This window comes from Pseudomonas fluorescens, assembly GCF_902497775.2.
In the GTDB taxonomy this organism is placed as follows: Bacteria; Pseudomonadota; Gammaproteobacteria; order Pseudomonadales; family Pseudomonadaceae; genus Aquipseudomonas; species Aquipseudomonas putida_F.
Window position 1 is genome coordinate 1,982,308 of the sequence record NZ_OZ024668.1, and the last position, 17,689, is coordinate 1,999,996.

A 17,689-nucleotide genomic window follows, 5' to 3' on the forward strand; every position below is an offset into this window, starting at 1 on the left:
CAGCGGCGGCTGTAGGCCGCGTTTACCCGGGGTGAAGTACCAATCGGCAATCCGGGTAAGCGCCTCAGTGTTTTTTCAGCGCGGCCACGACCAGTTCAGCCACCGCGCTCCCTGATGCGGGGTTCTGGCCGGTAATCAGGCGTCCTTCCTTCTGGTCGGCAATAGCGAAGGCCTGCCAGGGCTCTTCGGCCTTGAGGTACAACCCGCCACGGGCCTTGAGCTCGGTTTCGGTCAGGTACGGAACCACTTTGTCCAGTTCCACCAGTTTCTCTTCCGTGTCGGAAAAACCGGTTACCTCGCGATCCTTGACCAGCAGGGTGTTGTCACTGAGCTTGATATTGAGCAGGCCGACCGCGCCATGGCACACCGACGCCACTACACCGCCAGCCTCGAAGATGCGCCGGGCCAGGTCCTGCAGCTCGCTGTTGTCAGGGAAGTCCCAGATCACGCCATGCCCACCGGCATAGTAAATGGCGCAGTAGTCCTGGGCCTTGACCTCTCCGGGGCTCAGGGTTTTGCCCAGGCGGTTCATGAACGTCTTGTTCTGGTACCACTCCCAGTCGATATCCGCCGCCATCTGCAGGCTGTGCGGGTCAATCGGCACGTAACCGCCGGTCGGGCTCAGGTAGTCGACCTTGAACCCAGCCTTTTCAACCTTTTCGACAAAGTGCACTGCCTCGCCCAGCCACAGTCCGGTGGCGCGTTTAAGCGTCGGGTATTTGGCCGTATTGGTCAGCACCACCAGTATTTTCTTGCTCATCGCAACGCTCCCTATACTGGAACGGACCCGGACTGCCCGGGTCGCAGAGGAGAAACCTGTTCAGCATAGTAGCGACTGGCATGGATGCCATTCCCCGCTGGCGTTATGCTAGCCTGCGAGGAAAGTCAGCATTGCCACAGGGAGTCGACCAACGGATGAGCACTATGACCCAAGACGTGGATGCGTTTATGCAAGCGGCCATCGAAGAGGCGAGCAAAGGCCGCCAAGAGGGCGGCATTCCCATCGGTTCGGTGCTGGTCCATGACAACCGGATCATCGGCCGTGGCCACAACCGCCGCGTGCAACAGAGCAGTGCGATCCTGCACGGCGAAATGGACGCCCTGGAAAACGCCGGTCGCCTGCCGGCCAGCGTCTATGCCCAGGCGACCCTGTACACCACCTTGTCACCGTGCCCGATGTGCAGCGGGGCGATCCTGCTGTATGGCATCAAGCGCGTCATTGTTGGCGAAAACCAGACCTTCATGGGCGAAGAGGCCTTGCTCAAGGCCCGCGGTGTCGACGTGCAGGTGCTGCACAATGATAACTGCGTCAAGTTGATGAGCGATTTTATCAAGGAGTGCCCTGAACTCTGGAACGAAGATATCGGCGTCTAGGTCCGATTGTTCAGACCCCCAGCCCCCAGCCGAGCTTGCCCATGTCAGGATCAATGAGTGTAAAGGTGCGCAACCACGACTGGTCCAGAACTGCCCTGGGTCCCTTGCACCTGTGGCCGGCGTCACTGCGCATTGCCGTGGACATGCTGCTGGCGTCCAGATTCCCCGGTTGCCTGGTCTGGGGGCCGCAGCTGGTAACTATCTACAACGATGCCTTCAAACCCATTCTCGGGTCCAAGCCCGAGGCGCTGGGGCGTGGTTTCGACGAGGTCTGGAGCGAGGTCTGGGACAATATCGGCGCCCTGGTATTCCGTACCCTGTCGGGCGAAGCGATCTTCATCGAGAACTTCCCGTTGATGATCAATCGCAATGGCAGCCTGGAGCAGGCCTATTTCACCTTCTGTTACAGCCCCATCCGTGACGAGCGCGGCGCGGTGGCCGGTTTTCTCGATACGGTGATCGAGACCACCGCCAGCGTCGAGTCGGCGCAGCAGTGGCGCCATCTGGCCAACACCTTTGAACGTCAAGTACAGGAGCGTACCGCCGACCGCAACCAGTTCTGGGCGTTATCCAGCGATATCATGGTGATTGTCCTGCCGGACTTGCGCATCAGTGCCATCAATCCGGCCTGGAGCCAGGTTCTGGGCTGGAGTGAAGATGAGGTGCTGGAGATCTCGGTCATCGACTTGTTGCATGCCGACGACCATCAGGAGGTCGCCTCGGTGATCGAGCGTCTGCGCGCCGGCCAGAATACCGAAAACACCGTCAGCCGTTTGCGTCACAAGGACGGGCACTACCGGTGGTTCAACTGGGCGGCGGTGCCCTCCGCGCTTGGTTTTACCGCCGTTGGCAGTGACATCACCCAGGAGCGCGAACGCGAAGAAGCGTTGCAACATGCTGAAGCGTTGTTGCGCCAAAGCCAGAAGATGGAAGCGATCGGCCAGCTTTCCGGCGGCATGGCCCATGATTTCAATAACCTGCTGACCGGCATCAGTGGCAGCCTCGAGCTGCTGGAGCGACGGATTGCCCAGGGGCACCTGGACAACCTGCACGTCTACCTCGACGCCGCTCGTGGCGCGACCAAGCGCGCAGCGACCCTGACCCATCGCCTGCTGGCCTTTTCCCGGCGTCAGGCACTGGACCCCAAGCCGGCCTGTATCAACCAACTGGTGCTGGATATCGAGCACCTGATCCTGCAGACCGTGGGCACCCACATCGATTTGCAGGTCCAGGTCGAACCCGCGCCCTGGTGGGTACTGATCGATGCCAACCAACTGGAAAACGCTCTGATCAACCTGTGCATCAATGCCCGCGATGCCATGGGCGCCGGTGGCTGCCTGCGCATCACCACCAGCAACGAACGCCATGAGTTGCCCTTGGAAGGCGAAGACGGCCTGGGCCCGGGCGATTACTTTGCGTTGCAGGTGCAGGACAACGGCCATGGGATGAACGCCGACATTGTGGCGCGCGCCTTTGACCCCTTCTTTACCACCAAGCCGGTGGGCCAGGGCACCGGGCTTGGCCTGTCGATGGTCTACGGCTTTGTCCGCCAGTCGGGTGGTCGGGTATGGATCGACTCGAGCCCCGGGCAGGGCACCCGGGTGAAGATACTCCTGCCACGCTACGTGGGCGAAATGCCGGAGCCGGTGGCCAGCGCCTCGGCGCGCAAGACATACGCTCGCGCCAATGGCGAACGCATTCTGCTGGTCGACGATGAGAGTACCTTGCGCTTGCTGATCAAGGAGGCGCTGGAGGAGGAGGGCTTCGAGGTGTTCGAGGCAGCCGATGCCAATGGGGCGTTGCAGCAGTATCGACAGCTGGACACGGTTGACCTGCTGATCACTGATATCGGTCTACCAGGTGGCTTCAGCGGCCAACAGGTGGCCAACGCCATGCGCATGTTGCAGCCGCAGCAGAAGGTGCTGTTCATCACCGGTTTCGCCGAACAGGAAGTGACCGATCAGGAAGTCCTGGAGCCTGGCATGGCCCTGATGACCAAGCCCTTTGCCCTGGAAGACCTGGTCCAGCAGGTGTACGAGATGCTTGAACCGGTTCAACCGGTGCTTTGCGACCTTTCCCCGGCGCTGCGCTGACTGGCCAGACGCTCGAGCAACAGGTACGTCAGCGTGGCAATCAGCAGCGGCAGCAGGAAGTAGATGGCCCGGTAGCCAATCAGCGCCGCCAGCAACGTGCCCTTGCCGTAGGTGCCCTGCAAAAGGGTCAGAAACACTGTCTCCAGTACGCCCAGCCCGGCCGGAATATGGGTAATGACCCCGGCAATACTGCTGATCATCAGCACTGCCAGCACCGTTGGGTAGGCTGCCCCTTTGGGCAACAGGATGAACACCACCAGCGCCATCAGCGCCCAGTTGCAGGCCCCCATCAGTGTTTGCAGCGCCGCCAGGCGGATGCCCGGCAGGGTGATAGTGTGCTTGCCAAAGCGCCAGGTGCGACGCGTGGCGAAGGCACAGGCCAGCAGGTAGGCCACGGCCACCAGCAGCAACGTGGCACCGATCAGGCGCAGGCCGGTATTGCCGATCTCCATGCCAGCCGGCAACTTCGGCAACCCGCAGGCAAACAAACTGCCGGCCACCACGAAATAGCCTACCCAGTTGGTCAACAGTCCCAGGCTGAGTATCCGGGTAATGGTCGAGACCTTCAGACCCAGGCGGCTATACAACCGGTAGCGCAGGGCAATGCCACCGACCCAGGCGCTCAAGTTGAGGTTGAAGGCATAGCACACGAACGCCAGGGGCAGCACCCGGCGCGCCGGCAAGTGATGCCCGGTGTAGTGGCGCCCGAGCAGGTCGAAGCTGCTGAACAGGGCAAAGCTGCACAGGGTCACCCCGGCAGCGACTCCCAGGGTGCTCCAGCGGTACGAGGCCAGGGCCTGGCGCACCTCCTGCCAGTCGAGGTTTTTCAGCACGGTGAACAGCAGCGCCGGCACCAGGATGAAAAACGCCACGGTCAGCGCCTGCCGGGCGCGGCGCCAGAGCTTCTTGTGCGTGTTCATGTCGACTTGCCGGGTAGTTCGCTGGCGTCGTACAGCGGTTTGAGCCGTGGTACATGGGCCGGCAGCCAGCCGATCACGGCCGGGAAATGACGGATGAAGTGAAACGTCAGGAAGATCAGCGGCGCTCGCCACCAGTAGCCGCGCAGTACTCGCTGCAGGCTGACCGGTTTGCAGCGGTGGGCGGTGAGGTCCTGCAGATGTTCATGCAGGCGGCTGTTGAAGGTCTGATCACGGATGATCAGGTTGGCCTCAAGGTTCAAGGCCAGGCTCAAGGGGTCGAGGTTGCTTGAACCGACCGTCGACCACTGCCGGTCCACCAACGCCACCTTGCCGTGCAGCGGCCGTTCGCAGTACTCGAAAATACGCACGCCGTCGCTGATCAAGTAGTTGTACAGCAAGCGCGAGCAAAGCCGCACCCAGGGCATGTCGGGCATGCCTTGCAACACCAGGGTGACCTTGACGCCACGGCGTGCGGCGTTGCGAATCGCCCGCAGCAGCCGGTAACCGGGGAAGAAATAAGCGTTGGCGATGGTGATGCGTTCGCGGGCGGCGTTCACTGCCCGCAGGTAGTGCTGCTCGATGTCGTTGGGGTGATCCTGGTTGTCGCGGATACACAGGGTCATGCTCGCCTGTTGACTGTCTGGGGCAATCGGCACCCGGCGTTGCCACCAGCGCCGGCTGCCCGGTTTCAGCGCGCTTTGTTGTGCCAGCAGTTTCAGCGTGGCCCGCTGCAGATCGGCGACGATCGGCCCGCGCACCTGCACTGCATAGTCCTGCTTGGCCATCGGACCGAAATCGGCCAGGTGGTCGGCGCAATAATTAATGCCGCCGACAAAACCGACTTCGCCATCGACCACCAGAATCTTGCGGTGCAGGCGGCGAAACAGGTTGGTGCGCATGCCCAGGCGCTTCGGGCTCGGGTCGAAGGCTTGCAGATGCACACCGGCATCGCTGAGCTCACGCAGGTAGTCGAGGCTCAGGTCAGCGGTGCCATAGCCGTCAACCAGCATCTCGACTTTCACCCCGCGCCCGGCGGCAGCGATCAACAGTTGCTGCAACTGCTTGCCGACCTTGTCTTCATAGATGATGAAGGTTTCCAGGAGGATCTCGGCGCGTGCCTGTTCGATGGCGGCGAAGGCACTGGCGAAGTAATCCTCGCCATTGATCAGCAGTTGCACCTGGTTGTCGGGTCGCCAATGGCTGTTCACAGGAGCACCTCCACTGCCAAGGGCAGGTGATCGCAAAGGTGGGTCCAGGGCTTGCGGGCCATGACCTTGGGCGCATGGGCGCGGGCATTGCGCAGGTAGATGCGGTCCAGGCACAGCAACGGCCAGCGCGCCGGAAAGCTGCGCGCCGGGCGGCCGTGAGCCTGGCTGAACACTTCTTCCAGGCCGCACTCGGCCAACACGCCGTCGGCGCGCCGGCGCCAATCGTTGAAATCACCGGCGACGATCACCGGCGCAGCGGCGGGCAGGCTGTGCAGCAACTCGCAGAGCAGGCGCAATTGCTGTTGGCGCTGGCGCTCGTCCAGGCCCAGGTGCACGCAGACGGCATGTAGCTCGTTATCGGCCGGCAGCGCCAGTACCGAATGCAGCAAGCCGCGCTGCTCGGTGCCGTGGACGCTGACATCGAGGTTGTCGTGGCGCAGGATCGGGTATTTGGACAGCAGGGCATTGCCGTGTTCACCTTCCGGGTACACGGCGTTGCGGCCATAGGCGAACACCGGCCAGAGGCTGTCGGCAAGAAACTCGTATTGCGGCACATCCGACCAGTTACGATGGCGCAGGCCGTGTTGACGGTGGCTGCCGAGCACTTCCTGAAGGAACACCAGGTCGGCGTTTTCGCTGCGCACCGCTTCACGCAGTTCCGGTAACACGTAATGACGGTTCAGCGGGCTGAAGCCCTTGTGCACGTTGACGGTCAGCACCCGCAACCGATGCACTGCCGGCGCCGCCGCGAGGGGGGGGCAGGATTGCATCTGGCTCATGATCGGCCGCCCTTGCCCAGGATCTGCGCGACCTTGGCGGTCAACTGGGCGAATTCGAAAGGTTTGCAGATCATCTGCATGCCGGGGTCGAGAAAGCCACTGCGGGCCACGGCGGTTTCGGCGTAGCCGGTAATGAACAGCACCTTGAGCTGGGGGCGCAGTTGCCGGCCTATTTCTGCCAACTGACGACCGTTCATGCCCGGGAGCCCGACATCGCTGACCAGCAGATCGACCGGCTCCCCGGCCTGCAGGATGGCCAGGGCGATATTGGCATCTTCAGCGACTTTACACTGGTAGCCCTGTTCATTCAGCGCCTGGTGTACCAGCAGGCGCACGGCCGGATCATCCTCGACGATCAGCACGTTGTGGCTATCGCTGCAGGTTTGCGGTTGCGCCGCTTCGGCCTCAGGCTCCGGCCGTGGTGCAACGTGACGTGGCAGGTAGACATCGACCCGGGTGCCGTGGCCTGTACGGCTCTGCAGCGTCACATGGCCCTGGGACTGCTTGCTGAAGCCGTACACCATCGATAGCCCCAGGCCCGTGCCCTGGCCAATCGGCTTGGTGGTGAAGAACGGATCGAAGGCGCGGTCCAGAGTGCTCTGCGCCATGCCACAGCCATTGTCATTGAAACTGATCAGCACATAGTCGCCAGCGGCCAGTGAGTGGCCACCAAACAGGCTACCGTCCAGGCGCTGGTTGCTGGCGCTGATGGTCAGGCGCCCGCCGTTGGGCATGGCATCGTGGGCGTTGCTGAGCAAGTTACCGAGGGCTTCCTGCAGTTGCACCGGGTCCGCTTCCACGGTCCACAGTTGCGGTTCGATCTTCAGTTGCAGTTTGATCTGCGGGTCGAGCACCGGCTTGAGGTGCTCTGCCGTCAACAGGCTAACAAGCTGCACCGGGTGGGCATCGAGTGACTGCCGGCTGGAGAAGGCCAGCAGACGGTGGGTCATGCTGGCGGCGCGCTTGACCGCCTCCTGGCTGAGGCTGAGCAGGGCCGGCAGGGTGTCGGTGCGGCCTTGCTGCAAGCGTTTGCCGATCATTTCCAGGCTGCCGCCGATACCGGTCAGCAAGTTGTTGAAGTCGTGGGCCACACCGCCGGCCAGTTGACCGATGGCTTCCATTTTCTGCGCCTGGCGCAAATAGTGTTCTTCTTCGCGCAACTGGCGCAAATGCGCTTCGACCTGTTGCGTCTGGCGTTGCAGTTCCTGGCCCTGGTTGCGTGCCTGGTACTGTCGGCGTCGTGCGCGCAACGAGGCGTGGGTGAGGGCGAGAAGTGTGTCGGGCTCGAACGGATATTGCAGCAGGAACAGGTTGCCAAGGGCGGCGTGTCGGCTGTGTGGCGGGCTCTGGCCTTTTATCGGCGGCCCGGTCAGCAGCACCACCGGCAGGTCCGACCAGTTTGGTTGCTGGCCAAGGTAGCGATGCAAGGGCGAGCGTGTGCCGCCGTCCAGGCAGGTGTCGGCGATGATCGCAAGGCCCACGCCCTGTTCCAGGGCAAGAGCCAGGTCCTCCATGGTGGCTGTTTCCAGCGCCTGGATGCCGGCCTGGATGAGCAGGTGCTGGGCCAGTTGGCTCAACTGGTCCGGCGCCAGAATCAGCGCTCGCTCGGCATTGGCTAACGCGTTGCCCACGGGTGGTCTCCTTTGATAACGCTCAAGCAAGCACCGCCGGTGCCTGCTGTCCTCGCACTATCTCTGGACCACAGTCGTTGTTGAGGGGTTCAACCGGGTTCTCAGACGGTCGTTTTCAGGCCTACAAGCCTTGCTGTACCAGCGGATCGTCCGGGTTCTGCTGCTCCAGTTGGGCCAGCAGCACCTGCACATTCTGCAACTGGCCGGTTTCTTTCCAGTACTCGATCAGCAGCACCCGCGCCTTGCGGTTGGCCGGTTGCCGGGTGAGGATGGTTTCCAGTTGCTTTTGCGCGGCATCGACCTGTTCCAGCTGGTGCAGGCTGGTGGCCAGGGTGTAGCGGTAGTCGTTGTTGTCCGGCGCAAGCTCCAGGGCCCGGGCGAAGGCCAGCAGGGCGTATTCGTCCTGGCCGTGGCGCAGCAGCCAGCGGCCCAGCTCGTGTTGCAGGAAGGCCGAGTCGGGGCGTTGTTGCAAGGCCTTGGCCAGTACCTGGCGCGAGGTGTCGGTCTGGTTCTGGCGTTCCAGCAACTGGACCTGTGCGGCCAGCGCTTCGAGATTGTCTGGCGCCAGTTGCAGGGTGCGTTGCAGTGCTTGCCCGGCGTGCTGGTAGCTGTTTTCGTGCAGGTACAGCTGGGCCAGGTGCAATTGCGCGCTGGCATCGTCGTCGCGTTGCGCCAGCACCTGCTGATATTGTTCGAGCACTTCCTGCAGCGGGCCGAAGTACAGGCCGATATCGTCGGCGCTGAGCCCCAGCAGGGCATCGACCACGGCAAAGCGCACGCTTTGCTCTTCATCGTCGAGCAAGGGGCCCAGTACCAGGCTGCGCTGGGCGCCGGGCAGCATCGCCTGGATGCTGGCGATGGCGGCGCGGCGCACCAGCGGCTCTTCATGCTGCAGGTCGCGGCTTGCCAGTTTCAGGGCCAGTGGCGAGGGATAGTTGGGCAGTTCGGCGTACAGGCTGGCGCGGCGGATCGGCGACAGGTCGCTGCGCCCCAGCTGTTGGTAGAGCACCCGCGCTGCGCCCGGCTGGCCGTCATGGGCCATGGTCAGCGCCTTGGTGTAGCTGTGCTTGAGGGCCGGGGTGGGGGCCGGGCTGTCGTCACGCCAGAAATAGCCACCCAGGCCGAGGATGATGAGCAGGGTCAGGCTGATGAACGTGTACTGGCGCTGTTTGGACATGGTGAATCCGAAGCGTGTCGCGGCTGCAAAGGGTTGAGCTTGGGTCACGGGGGTGGGTGGCGTCAAATGTAAAGCGTGGTTATGCGTGCCTTTATCGCCGGCAACGCCGGCACACAGTAGGCCTGTGCACGCCGGACTTTTGGAAGCTGGCGTTGCCAGCGATGGGCTGCAAAGCAGCCCCGGACAATATCTGGCCATAAAATAGGCTCTTCACGGAATCCTGGGTTGGGGGCGCGAGCTTATCCATTCGATGTGGCGCCGCTACCGGCCCCTTCCGCCGTAAGGGCGGAAGGGGCCGGTAGCGGCGCCACATCGAATGGATAAGCCCACAGCCGTAGCTTCAACAACCCAACCCAACCCAACCCAACCCAACCCAACCCAAGGATCATAGCCCCCGGCAACCCGTGAAGAACCCAAAAAAAAGCCCCGCAAGCAGACGCAAGCGGGGCAAAGGGCCGGTCAGAAACCAACCAAAGGAGCCGTTGAATCAGTTCGCTGCCGCGACGCTCTCGGCCTGCCAGCCGCCACCGAGGGCCTTGTAGATGGCGACGATGCCACGGTACAGGTCGACCTCGCCCTGGGCCTGGGCATCTTCGGCGCTCAGGCGTTCGCGCTCGGCATCGAGCAGCACCAGGTAATCGACCGTGCCTTCGCGGTAGCGAATCGAGGCCAGGTCCGCCGCCTTGCGGCTGGCTTCGCTCTGGCGCAGCAGGGCCAATAGGCGCTGCTGGCGTTTGCTGTAGTCGCTGAAGGCGTTTTCCGACTCTTCCAGGGCCAGCAAGACCTGTTGCTCATAGTTGGCCAGCGCGCCCTCGGCATCGGCGTTGGCGCCGCGCAGGCGGGCACGCACGCTGCCCAGGTCAAAGGCTGCCCAGGTGATGCTCGGGCCCAGGGCCCAGGCCTTGGCGGCCGAGGAGCCCAGTTGAGAGCCGCGCCCGGCAGTAAAACCGAGGAAGCCGCTGAGGCTGACCCGTGGGAACAGGTCGGCCGTGGCCACGCCGATATTGGCCGTGGCGGCCGCCAGTTGGCGTTCGGCGCTACGGATGTCCGGGCGGCGCTTGAGCAGCTCGCCAGGGTCACCCACCGGCAAGGCCTTGGCGATGGCCGGCAGTTGCGCCGGTGACAGGTCGATCGCCAGGGCGTCCGGGCGCTGGCCGAGCAGGGTGGCGATGCGGTTGCGCGCCCGTACCTGTTCGGCCTGCAGTTGCGGCACGCTGGCCTCGACCGCCGCCAGGCGGGCATCGGCGCGCACCACGTCAAGGTCGTTGCCGACCCCGGCATCACGCAGGGTTTCGGTGATGCCACGCGAATCCTGCTGGGTCTTGAGGTTGGCCAGGGCGATCTTCTCGCGCAACTGCGCACCGCGCAGTTGGCCATAGGCATCGACCAGTTCGGCGATCAGGCTGACCTGCAGCTGTTGCAGGTCAGCCTGGGCGGCGTCTTGCTCGGCTTCGCTGGCTTGCAGTTGGCGCTGGATGCGGCCGAACAGGTCCAGCTCCCAGGCCATGTCCAGGCCCAGGTCATAGCGTTCGCTGTTGACCCGGTTCTCGGTCTGGCCGGGGATCTGGCCTTTGCCCAGGTCGGCGCTGGCACGGCTGGTCACGGTGGGCAGGGCGTCGTTGCTGACATCGTCGCGAATTGCCCGCGCCGCTTTCAGGCGGGCGAAGGCCACGCGCAGTTCACGGTTGCCGTCCAGCGACTGGCTGACCAGTTTGTTCAGCACCGGGTCGTCGAACTGCTTCCACCAGATGCTCTCAAAACGGCTGCGGTCGAACGCGGCCTTGGCGGTTGGCTCGTTGGCCGCGCTCAGTTGCGCCGCCGCAGTGTCCGGGCTCTTGTAGTCCGGGCCCACCGCACAGGCGGCAAGGGCCAGGACCAGCAGGCTGGGCATAAAGAGTTTCAGACTGCGGTTCATGCATGAGTCTCCAGCTTCAGCGCACGCGCCGCTTTGCGGGCCTCGCTGCGTTCCACGTAACGGCGGATCAGGACAAAGAACACCGGCGTCAGCAGCAGACCGAAGAAGGTCACCCCGATCATCCCGGAGAACACCGCCACACCCATGGCATGACGCATTTCGGCACCGGCGCCGGAGGAGAACACCAGCGGTACGACACCCATGATGAAGGCGATCGAGGTCATCAGGATCGGCCGCAGACGCAGGCGGCAGGCTTCCAGTACCGCGGCCAGCGGGTCGAGGCCTTCGGCCTGTTGGTCCTTGGCGAACTCGACGATCAGGATGGCGTTCTTGCACGCCAACCCCACCAGTACGATCAAGCCGATCTGGGTGAAGATGTTGTTGTCGCCACCGGACAGAATCACCCCGGTGATCGCCGACAGCAGGGTCATCGGTACGATCAGGATCACCGCCAGCGGCAGGCTCCAGCTTTCGTACTGGGCGGCCAGCACCAGGAAGGCCAGCAGTACGCAGAGCGGGAAGACGAACAGCGCGGTGTTACCGGCCAGAATCTGCTGGTAGGTAAGCTCGGTCCATTCGAAGGTCATGCCGTTGGGCAGTTCGTCCTTGAGCAGTTTCTCGATGGCCTTTTCCGCTTGCCCGGAGCTGTAGCCAGGTGCTGCGGCACCGTTGATCTCGGCGGTGATGAAGCCGTTGTAGTGCATGACGCGGTCCGGCCCCGAGGTGTCGCTGACCTTGATGAAGGTCGCCAGCGGGATCATCTCGCCCTGGTTGTTGCGCACCTTGAGCTGGCCGATCTGCTCGGCTTCGAGGCGGAACTGCTGCTCGGCCTGGACGTTGACCTGGTAGGTGCGGCCAAAACGGTTGAAGTCGTTGGCGTACAACGAACCCAGGTAGATCTGCAGGGTGTCGAAGATATCGCTGATGGCTACACCGTGGGTCTTGGCCTTCTCGCGGTCGATGGCAGCATCGACCTGCGGCACGTTGACCTGGTAGCTGGTGAACAGCCCGGCCAGCTCCGGCACGTTGTGGCTCTTGGCGATGATGTTCTGGGTTTCCTTGTACAGCGCTTCATAACCCAGGTTGCCACGGTCTTCGATCTGCAGGCGGAAACCACCGATGGTGCCCAGCCCCTGTACCGGCGGCGGCGGGAAGATTGCGATGTAGGCGTCTTCGATATCGGCGAACTGCGCGTTCAGCGCGGCGGCAATCGCTGCGGCCGACTGGCTCGGGTCCTTGCGCTCATCGAACGGCTTGAGCGGGGTGAACACGATGCCGCTGTTCGGGCTATTGGTGAAACCGTTGATCGACAGGCCCGGGAAGGCCACCGAGTCGGCCACGCCAGGTTGCTTGAGGGCGATCTCGCTCATCTTCTTGATCACCGCTTCCGTGCGGTCGAGGCTGGCGGCATCTGGCAGTTGCGCGAAGGCGACCAGGTACTGCTTGTCTTGCGCTGGCACGAAGCCTGTAGGCGTCGACGAAAAGCCCAGCCAGGTCATGATGATCAGGCCGCCATAGACGAACACGGCGATGCCGCTGCTGCGAATAACCCGGCCGACGGCGCCGACATAGCCATGGCTGGCACGGTCGAAGAAGCGGTTGAACGGGCCGAACAGCCAGCCGCCGAACAGGCGCTCAAGCACTTTCGAGAAGCGGTCCTTGGGGGCGTGGTGTTCCTTGAGCAATACCGCGGCCAGGGCCGGCGACAGGGTCAGGGAGTTGAACGCCGAGATCACCGTGGAGATGGCAATGGTCAGGGCGAACTGCTTGTAGAACTGGCCGGTGAGGCCGGAAATGAACGCGGCCGGCACGAACACCGCGCACAGCACCAGCGCCGTAGCGATGATCGGCCCGGTCACTTCACCCATGGCCTTTTGCGTAGCTTCCAGCGGCTTGAGACCCAGGCCGATATTACGCTCGACGTTCTCCACCACAACGATGGCGTCGTCCACCACGATACCGATGGCCAGTACCAGGCCGAACAGCGACAGGGCATTGAGCGAGAAGCCGAACAGGTGCATCACCGCAAAGGTACCGATCAAGGACACCGGTACCGCCACCAGCGGGATGATCGAGGCGCGCCAGGTCTGCAGGAACACAATAACGACCAGTACCACCAGGATCAGTGCTTCGAACAGGGTGTGGACGACCGCTTCGATAGAGCCACGGACGAACACCGTCGGGTCATAGACGATGCTGTAGTCCATGCCCTCAGGGAAGTCCTTCTTCAGTTCGGCCATTTTGCCGCGGACCTCGTTGGAGATCTCGATGGCGTTCGAGCCTGGGCGCTGGAAGATCGGGATGGCCACGGCCGGCTGGTTGTTCAGCAGCGAGCGCAGGGCGTACTGGCTGGAGCCGAGCTCAACCCGGGCGATGTCCTTCAGGCGAGTGATTTCACCATCGGCGCCGGAGCGAATGATGATGTTCTCGAACTCTTCTTCATTGACCAGGCGGCCCTGGGTGTTGACCGACAGCTGAAAGCTGGTGGCCCCGGGTGCTGGCGGTGCACCGAGTTGACCGGCCGCCACCTGACGGTTCTGCTCGCGAATGGCGGCGACCACGTCGCTGGCGGTCAGGTTGCGCGAGGCGGTTTTGTTCGGGTCGAGCCAGACCCGCAGCGAGTAGTCGCCCATGCCGAACAGCTGTACGTCACCGACACCGCCCAGGCGCGCCAGTTCGTCCTTGATGTTAAGGATGGCGTAGTTGGACAGGTAGAGCATGTCGTAGCGGTTGTCCGGCGAGGTCAGGTGCACGACCATGGTCAGGTCGGGCGAGGCCTTGTCGACGGTGATGCCGATGCGCGTCACTTCCTCGGGCAGTTTGGGCTGGGTCCGGGTCACGCGGTTCTGCACCTGCACCTGGGCGTTGTCCAGGTCGGTGCCCAGGGCGAAGGTGATGGTCAGGGTGATCTTGCCGTCGGCAGTGGACTGGGAGGACATGTAGAGCATGTTCTCCACCCCGGTAATCGCCTGTTCAAGCGGCGCGGCGACGGTTTCGCCGATCACTTTCGGGTTGGCGCCGGGGAAGTTGGCGCGCACCACCACGGTGGGCGGTACCACTTCCGGGTATTCGCTGATCGGCAGCTGGAACAGCGAGATGCTGCCGGCGATCAGGATCAGCAGCGATAGCACCGCGGCGAAGATCGGCCGGGTAATGAAAAACTTGGAAAAATTCATCGGACTGATCCCTTAACCGCGCGGTGCCGAGGCACTGGCGAGTTTTACGCTGGGGCTGGCCACTGCTTTGCCCTGGATACTGGCTTCGAGTGCCTGACGTTGTTGGGCGAGGGCGGCGATGGTCGCTTCACTGGCCATCGGCGTGTCCTGCGGGTCGACCGGCGAGCCTGGGCGCACCCGCTGCAGGCCCTTGACGACGATGCGGTCATCCTTGCTCAGGCCGTTGCGCACGATGCGCAAGCCTTCGAGTTTGGGCCCCAGTTCCACGGCGCGGTACGCGGCCTTGTTGTCCTTGTCCATGACCAGCACGAACTTCTTGCCAAGGTCGGTACCCACGGCTTCGTCGTTGATCAGCACCGCCGAGTAAGTGGCGCTGCCGACCAATTTGAGGCGTGCATACAGGCCCGGGGTGAACTGGCCGTCGCTGTTGTCGAATACCGCGCGACCACGGATGGTGCCGGTCTTGGGGTTGACCTGGTTGTCGACGAAGTTCATCTGGCCCAGGTGCGGGTTGCCGCTTTCGTTGGACAGGCCCAGGTACACCGGGGTGCTCTGGCCGCGCTGGCCGTCGCGCGCCAGCTGGGTGTACTTGAGGTACACGCGCTCGTCGGCGTCGAAGTAGGCATAGACCTTGTCGGTGGAGACCACGCTGGTCAGCGGCGTCACATCGGCCGTGACGATGTTGCCGGCGGTGAACTGGGCGCGGCTGACCCGGCCGCTGATCGGTGCGGTGACGCGGGTGAAGCTCAGGTTCAGTCGCGCCAGGTCCAGTTGCGCCTGGATTGCGGCGACGCCGCCACGGGCTTCGGCGGCGGCGCTGGTGCGCGACTCGGCAAGCTCGGCGGAAATTGCGTTGCTGCTGCGCAGTCGCTCGCCACGCTGGGCTTCGTTTTCGCTGCGGATTGCGGTGGCGCGGGCTTGTTGCAGCTGGGCTTCGAGGCGGCGGACCTCAGCCTGGAACGGACGTGGGTCGATCTGGAACAGCAGATCGCCTTTTTTCACCTGGGCGCCTTCGGTGAAGGCCACCTGGTCGATCTGCCCGGAGACGCGTGGGCGCACCTCGACGGTTTCCGGCGCCTCCAGGCGGCCGGTGAACTCGTCCCATTCGTTGATCGGCTGTTCCAGAACCTTGGCCACGCTGACCTTGGTCGCTGCGGGTGCCTGTACGGCTTCCGGGGTGCGACCGCAGGCACTCATCACCAATACAGCCAATAGAGCAAGGGGGTAACGCAAAGGTTTGAGTGACTGTTCCATGGGGAGTCCGCCAATTTATTGATAGTGGGCGGATTCTGCGATCTGTAACTATTAACAACGAATCGAATGGGGCGAAGGTTATTATCATTGGGAATGATATGAGGGTGTGAAGGTAACGTTTCGGGGTATGCTGCGGTCGATTGATGGCTACAGGCCATGCAGGGACACCACCGGAGTAGAAATGCCAGCGCGTGAAGTAAAAGTTGCAGTCGAAGGCCACGACAGAGCTGCGCAACAGCGCGAAGACGATTTGCTCGATCGCTGGAGCATCGCCCGATCGGTACTGCGCGCCGCCAGTGCAACACCCGCATGGTCGACGCGAATTGCCTTGTGCGGCAGGTGGGGCAGTGGCAAGACCAGCGTGCTGAATTTCATTGAGCGCCAGGCCGAGGCAGAGAATCGCCAACGTTGTCAGGCAGATCGACAGTGGGTGGTTGTGCGGTTTTCAGCCTGGAGCGCAACCGAGCAAGGTGGGATAGAAAGCTTTTTCCGGGCATTGCTCGGCTAATTGGGCAAACAGCAGATCAAAGTACCCAGTCTGGCCCGATGGGCCAAGGACGCTGCGGCGAAGCTGGGCAGCATGGCCGATGTGGTGAAGGTCGTAGTCGACGCGGGGGGGAAGCTTCTGCCTGATGCACAAGTGACGACTGCCGCAGTAGGGCGCGTGCACACGTTGCTCGCCTGGCTACCCAAACGGCTAAAACCAGGAGCCGAAGATTTACGTGCTTTGCAGGCTGAGCTGCATTCGGTCCAGGTGCTGGTATTTATCGACGACCTCGACCGCATTGAAAACGGGGGCTCGCTGATCAACAGTTTTGCCTGTTTTGCAATCGGCGTGGGCTGCCTTGCTGAAGACCGCGTAAGATTACCAAGACCCTGGCAAGCTAATGGAAAACCACAGATACCTGTCCTCTTACCTCGACGCCGCGCTCATCCCAGTGCCTGAATGGTTATCGCAATGGGATGCGCGTACGCGGACGAGCAGGGGCGAACACTATCAGCAGCAATAATCGAGGCTGACCCGCGTGGCGGGCAGAATGTGGGAATTTAAAGGGCAGGCGTGTTGATGGATGTGTTGTTGGCAGGTGTTGGTGGGGTTCTTGAATTGGGCTATGTCGCGATTGTGCTGCAGTACGCCGGTTTTATGTGTATCGCCGCAATCATTGGTTTTTTGTGGGTGACTCATCGGGTCAAGGCGAACAAGGTCCCACTCACTGAAAATAGCTTCCAAGCGCTTTATTGGGTCAACCGGCGGGGCGTTTTCTTTGTCATCATACTGTTGTCGATTTTTAGTTTTTTAAATGCGACTGTTATTTTCTGTTCTGGAGAGGGCAGCGAGTTTCATAAAAACCTGTCCGCGCACCCAGCCGTTTTGTTGGGCTCGACGGTTATTGTGTTATTGATGGTGATGTTCATGCGCGGGCAGGGGTTTGCCCTGCCCTTGGGCGGCGGGGTGTCGCTGGGTGTCGATGCGACAGCGCTTCAGGACGGCAAGCCAGTCAAGCGCGTCATGAGTTTTCACCTAAGTTGTGACTTTAAAAAACACCGGTCGTTTGTGCTGGGGAAAGTCCAAAAGGCGGTCAGTGACATTCAAGGTGGCGGCCCTGGGTTCGAGGTGGTATTGAAAAGCTGGTTCCTGGCCAGCAAACACGGAATGGATGACGACTTGGTCAGGCAGTTACGACAGCATATGCGCGGCACGCGATCTGCTGCATTGTCAATTGCTGCTGCCCTGGCATCGCTGTTTGTGGCAATGGTGATATATGAACTAGTGAATACCGTTGCTGTAGAGCAGTGTGTTGAGTGGCAGTGTGTGTCGTACGCAGATTTTATTGTAAAGGCCTGTGGCTGCGTAACGCTGATCGGTATGCTTGACGTGCTTTCCGAGGTGTTTAGCGCCCGTAGAAAAATGAAGGAAATCATCAGTAGCTACCAAAAATCGCCGTCACTGGTTAACAACCGCACGGCGTTCACGAACGGCAACTGTGGCGTTGTTGCACGCCGGGTGCAAGGTACGAGCGCTGTGCAGTATCGGTTCCTTGACCCTGAACCGATGAGCCTGAGAAATTTTCTTTCCATCAGTGTGTTGATGCCCAACGTTATGAACACCTGTGTCGGGGCCGAGGCCGGCGTAATTTTCTCCAGGTGAGGTGAGGGCTCTC

Annotated in this window: 14 protein-coding genes; 5 read left to right on the top strand and 9 right to left on the bottom strand. The window is 62.2% G+C overall.

The features are described from left to right. Positions 1–64 precede the first annotated feature (64 nt). Positions 65–760, bottom strand: coding sequence for a type 1 glutamine amidotransferase domain-containing protein (locus F8N82_RS09040; protein ID WP_038994929.1), 696 nt, complete (start codon positions 758–760; stop codon positions 65–67). Between the two features lie 176 nt (positions 761–936). Between F8N82_RS09040 and F8N82_RS09045 the strand changes: the two genes are divergently transcribed. Continuing rightward, on the top strand, positions 937–1,374 hold the full coding sequence (locus F8N82_RS09045; protein WP_038999307.1) for a nucleoside deaminase: 438 nt from the start codon (positions 937–939) through the stop codon (positions 1,372–1,374). A gap of 53 nt (positions 1,375–1,427) precedes the next feature. Continuing rightward, entirely contained in the window at positions 1,428–3,467 is a 2,040-nt protein-coding gene (locus tag F8N82_RS09050; RefSeq protein ID WP_038994930.1) for a hybrid sensor histidine kinase/response regulator, read from the top strand. Here the strand turns inward: F8N82_RS09050 and F8N82_RS09055 are convergent. From F8N82_RS09055 to mexE, 8 genes are all read right to left on the bottom strand, one after another. Beyond that, positions 3,428–4,387 (bottom strand): lysylphosphatidylglycerol synthase domain-containing protein, encoded by a 960-nt coding sequence (locus F8N82_RS09055; protein ID WP_038994931.1) that lies wholly within the window; start codon positions 4,385–4,387, stop codon positions 3,428–3,430. The genes F8N82_RS09050 and F8N82_RS09055 overlap by 40 nt on opposite strands. Further along, entirely contained in the window at positions 4,384–5,595 is a 1,212-nt protein-coding gene (gene clsB, locus F8N82_RS09060) for a cardiolipin synthase ClsB (RefSeq protein WP_150776896.1), read from the bottom strand. Before clsB ends, F8N82_RS09055 begins: the two co-directional genes overlap by 4 nt. Continuing rightward, positions 5,592–6,365, bottom strand: coding sequence for an endonuclease/exonuclease/phosphatase family protein (locus F8N82_RS09065; RefSeq protein WP_080764845.1), 774 nt, complete (start codon positions 6,363–6,365; stop codon positions 5,592–5,594). Before F8N82_RS09065 ends, clsB begins: the two co-directional genes overlap by 4 nt. A gap of 5 nt (positions 6,366–6,370) precedes the next feature. Then, a complete protein-coding gene (locus F8N82_RS09070; protein WP_038994934.1) occupies positions 6,371–8,005 on the bottom strand; it encodes a response regulator in 1,635 nt (544 codons plus the stop codon). A 121-nt stretch (positions 8,006–8,126) separates the two neighbouring features. Then, complete coding sequence (locus tag F8N82_RS09075) at positions 8,127–9,182, bottom strand: tetratricopeptide repeat protein (protein ID WP_038994935.1); 1,056 nt, start codon at positions 9,180–9,182, stop codon at positions 8,127–8,129. A 487-nt stretch (positions 9,183–9,669) separates the two neighbouring features. Further along, positions 9,670–11,097 carry an efflux transporter outer membrane subunit gene (locus F8N82_RS09080; RefSeq protein WP_038994938.1) on the bottom strand — a complete coding sequence of 476 codons (1,428 nt, stop codon included), beginning with the start codon at positions 11,095–11,097 and terminating at the stop codon, positions 9,670–9,672. Then, positions 11,094–14,273 (bottom strand): efflux RND transporter permease subunit, encoded by a 3,180-nt coding sequence (locus F8N82_RS09085; protein WP_038994940.1) that lies wholly within the window; start codon positions 14,271–14,273, stop codon positions 11,094–11,096. Before F8N82_RS09085 ends, F8N82_RS09080 begins: the two co-directional genes overlap by 4 nt. Positions 14,274–14,285: 12 nt before the next feature. Beyond that, positions 14,286–15,527: a multidrug efflux RND transporter periplasmic adaptor subunit MexE gene (gene mexE / locus F8N82_RS09090; protein ID WP_150776895.1), complete on the bottom strand. Its 1,242-nt coding sequence runs from the start codon at positions 15,525–15,527 to the stop codon at positions 14,286–14,288. A gap of 181 nt (positions 15,528–15,708) precedes the next feature. Here mexE and F8N82_RS09095 point away from each other — a divergent pair, with 181 nt between their 5' ends. The 3 genes from F8N82_RS09095 (at position 15,709) to F8N82_RS09105 (ending at position 17,676) form a co-directional block, all read left to right on the top strand. Continuing rightward, entirely contained in the window at positions 15,709–16,035 is a 327-nt protein-coding gene (locus F8N82_RS09095; protein WP_157771854.1) for a P-loop NTPase fold protein, read from the top strand. Further along, positions 16,036–16,473 carry a hypothetical protein gene (locus F8N82_RS09100; protein ID WP_038994943.1) on the top strand — a complete coding sequence of 146 codons (438 nt, stop codon included), beginning with the start codon at positions 16,036–16,038 and terminating at the stop codon, positions 16,471–16,473. A gap of 120 nt (positions 16,474–16,593) precedes the next feature. Then, on the top strand, positions 16,594–17,676 hold the full coding sequence (locus F8N82_RS09105) for a hypothetical protein (protein ID WP_038994944.1): 1,083 nt from the start codon (positions 16,594–16,596) through the stop codon (positions 17,674–17,676). The last annotated feature ends 13 nt before the right edge of the window (positions 17,677–17,689 follow it).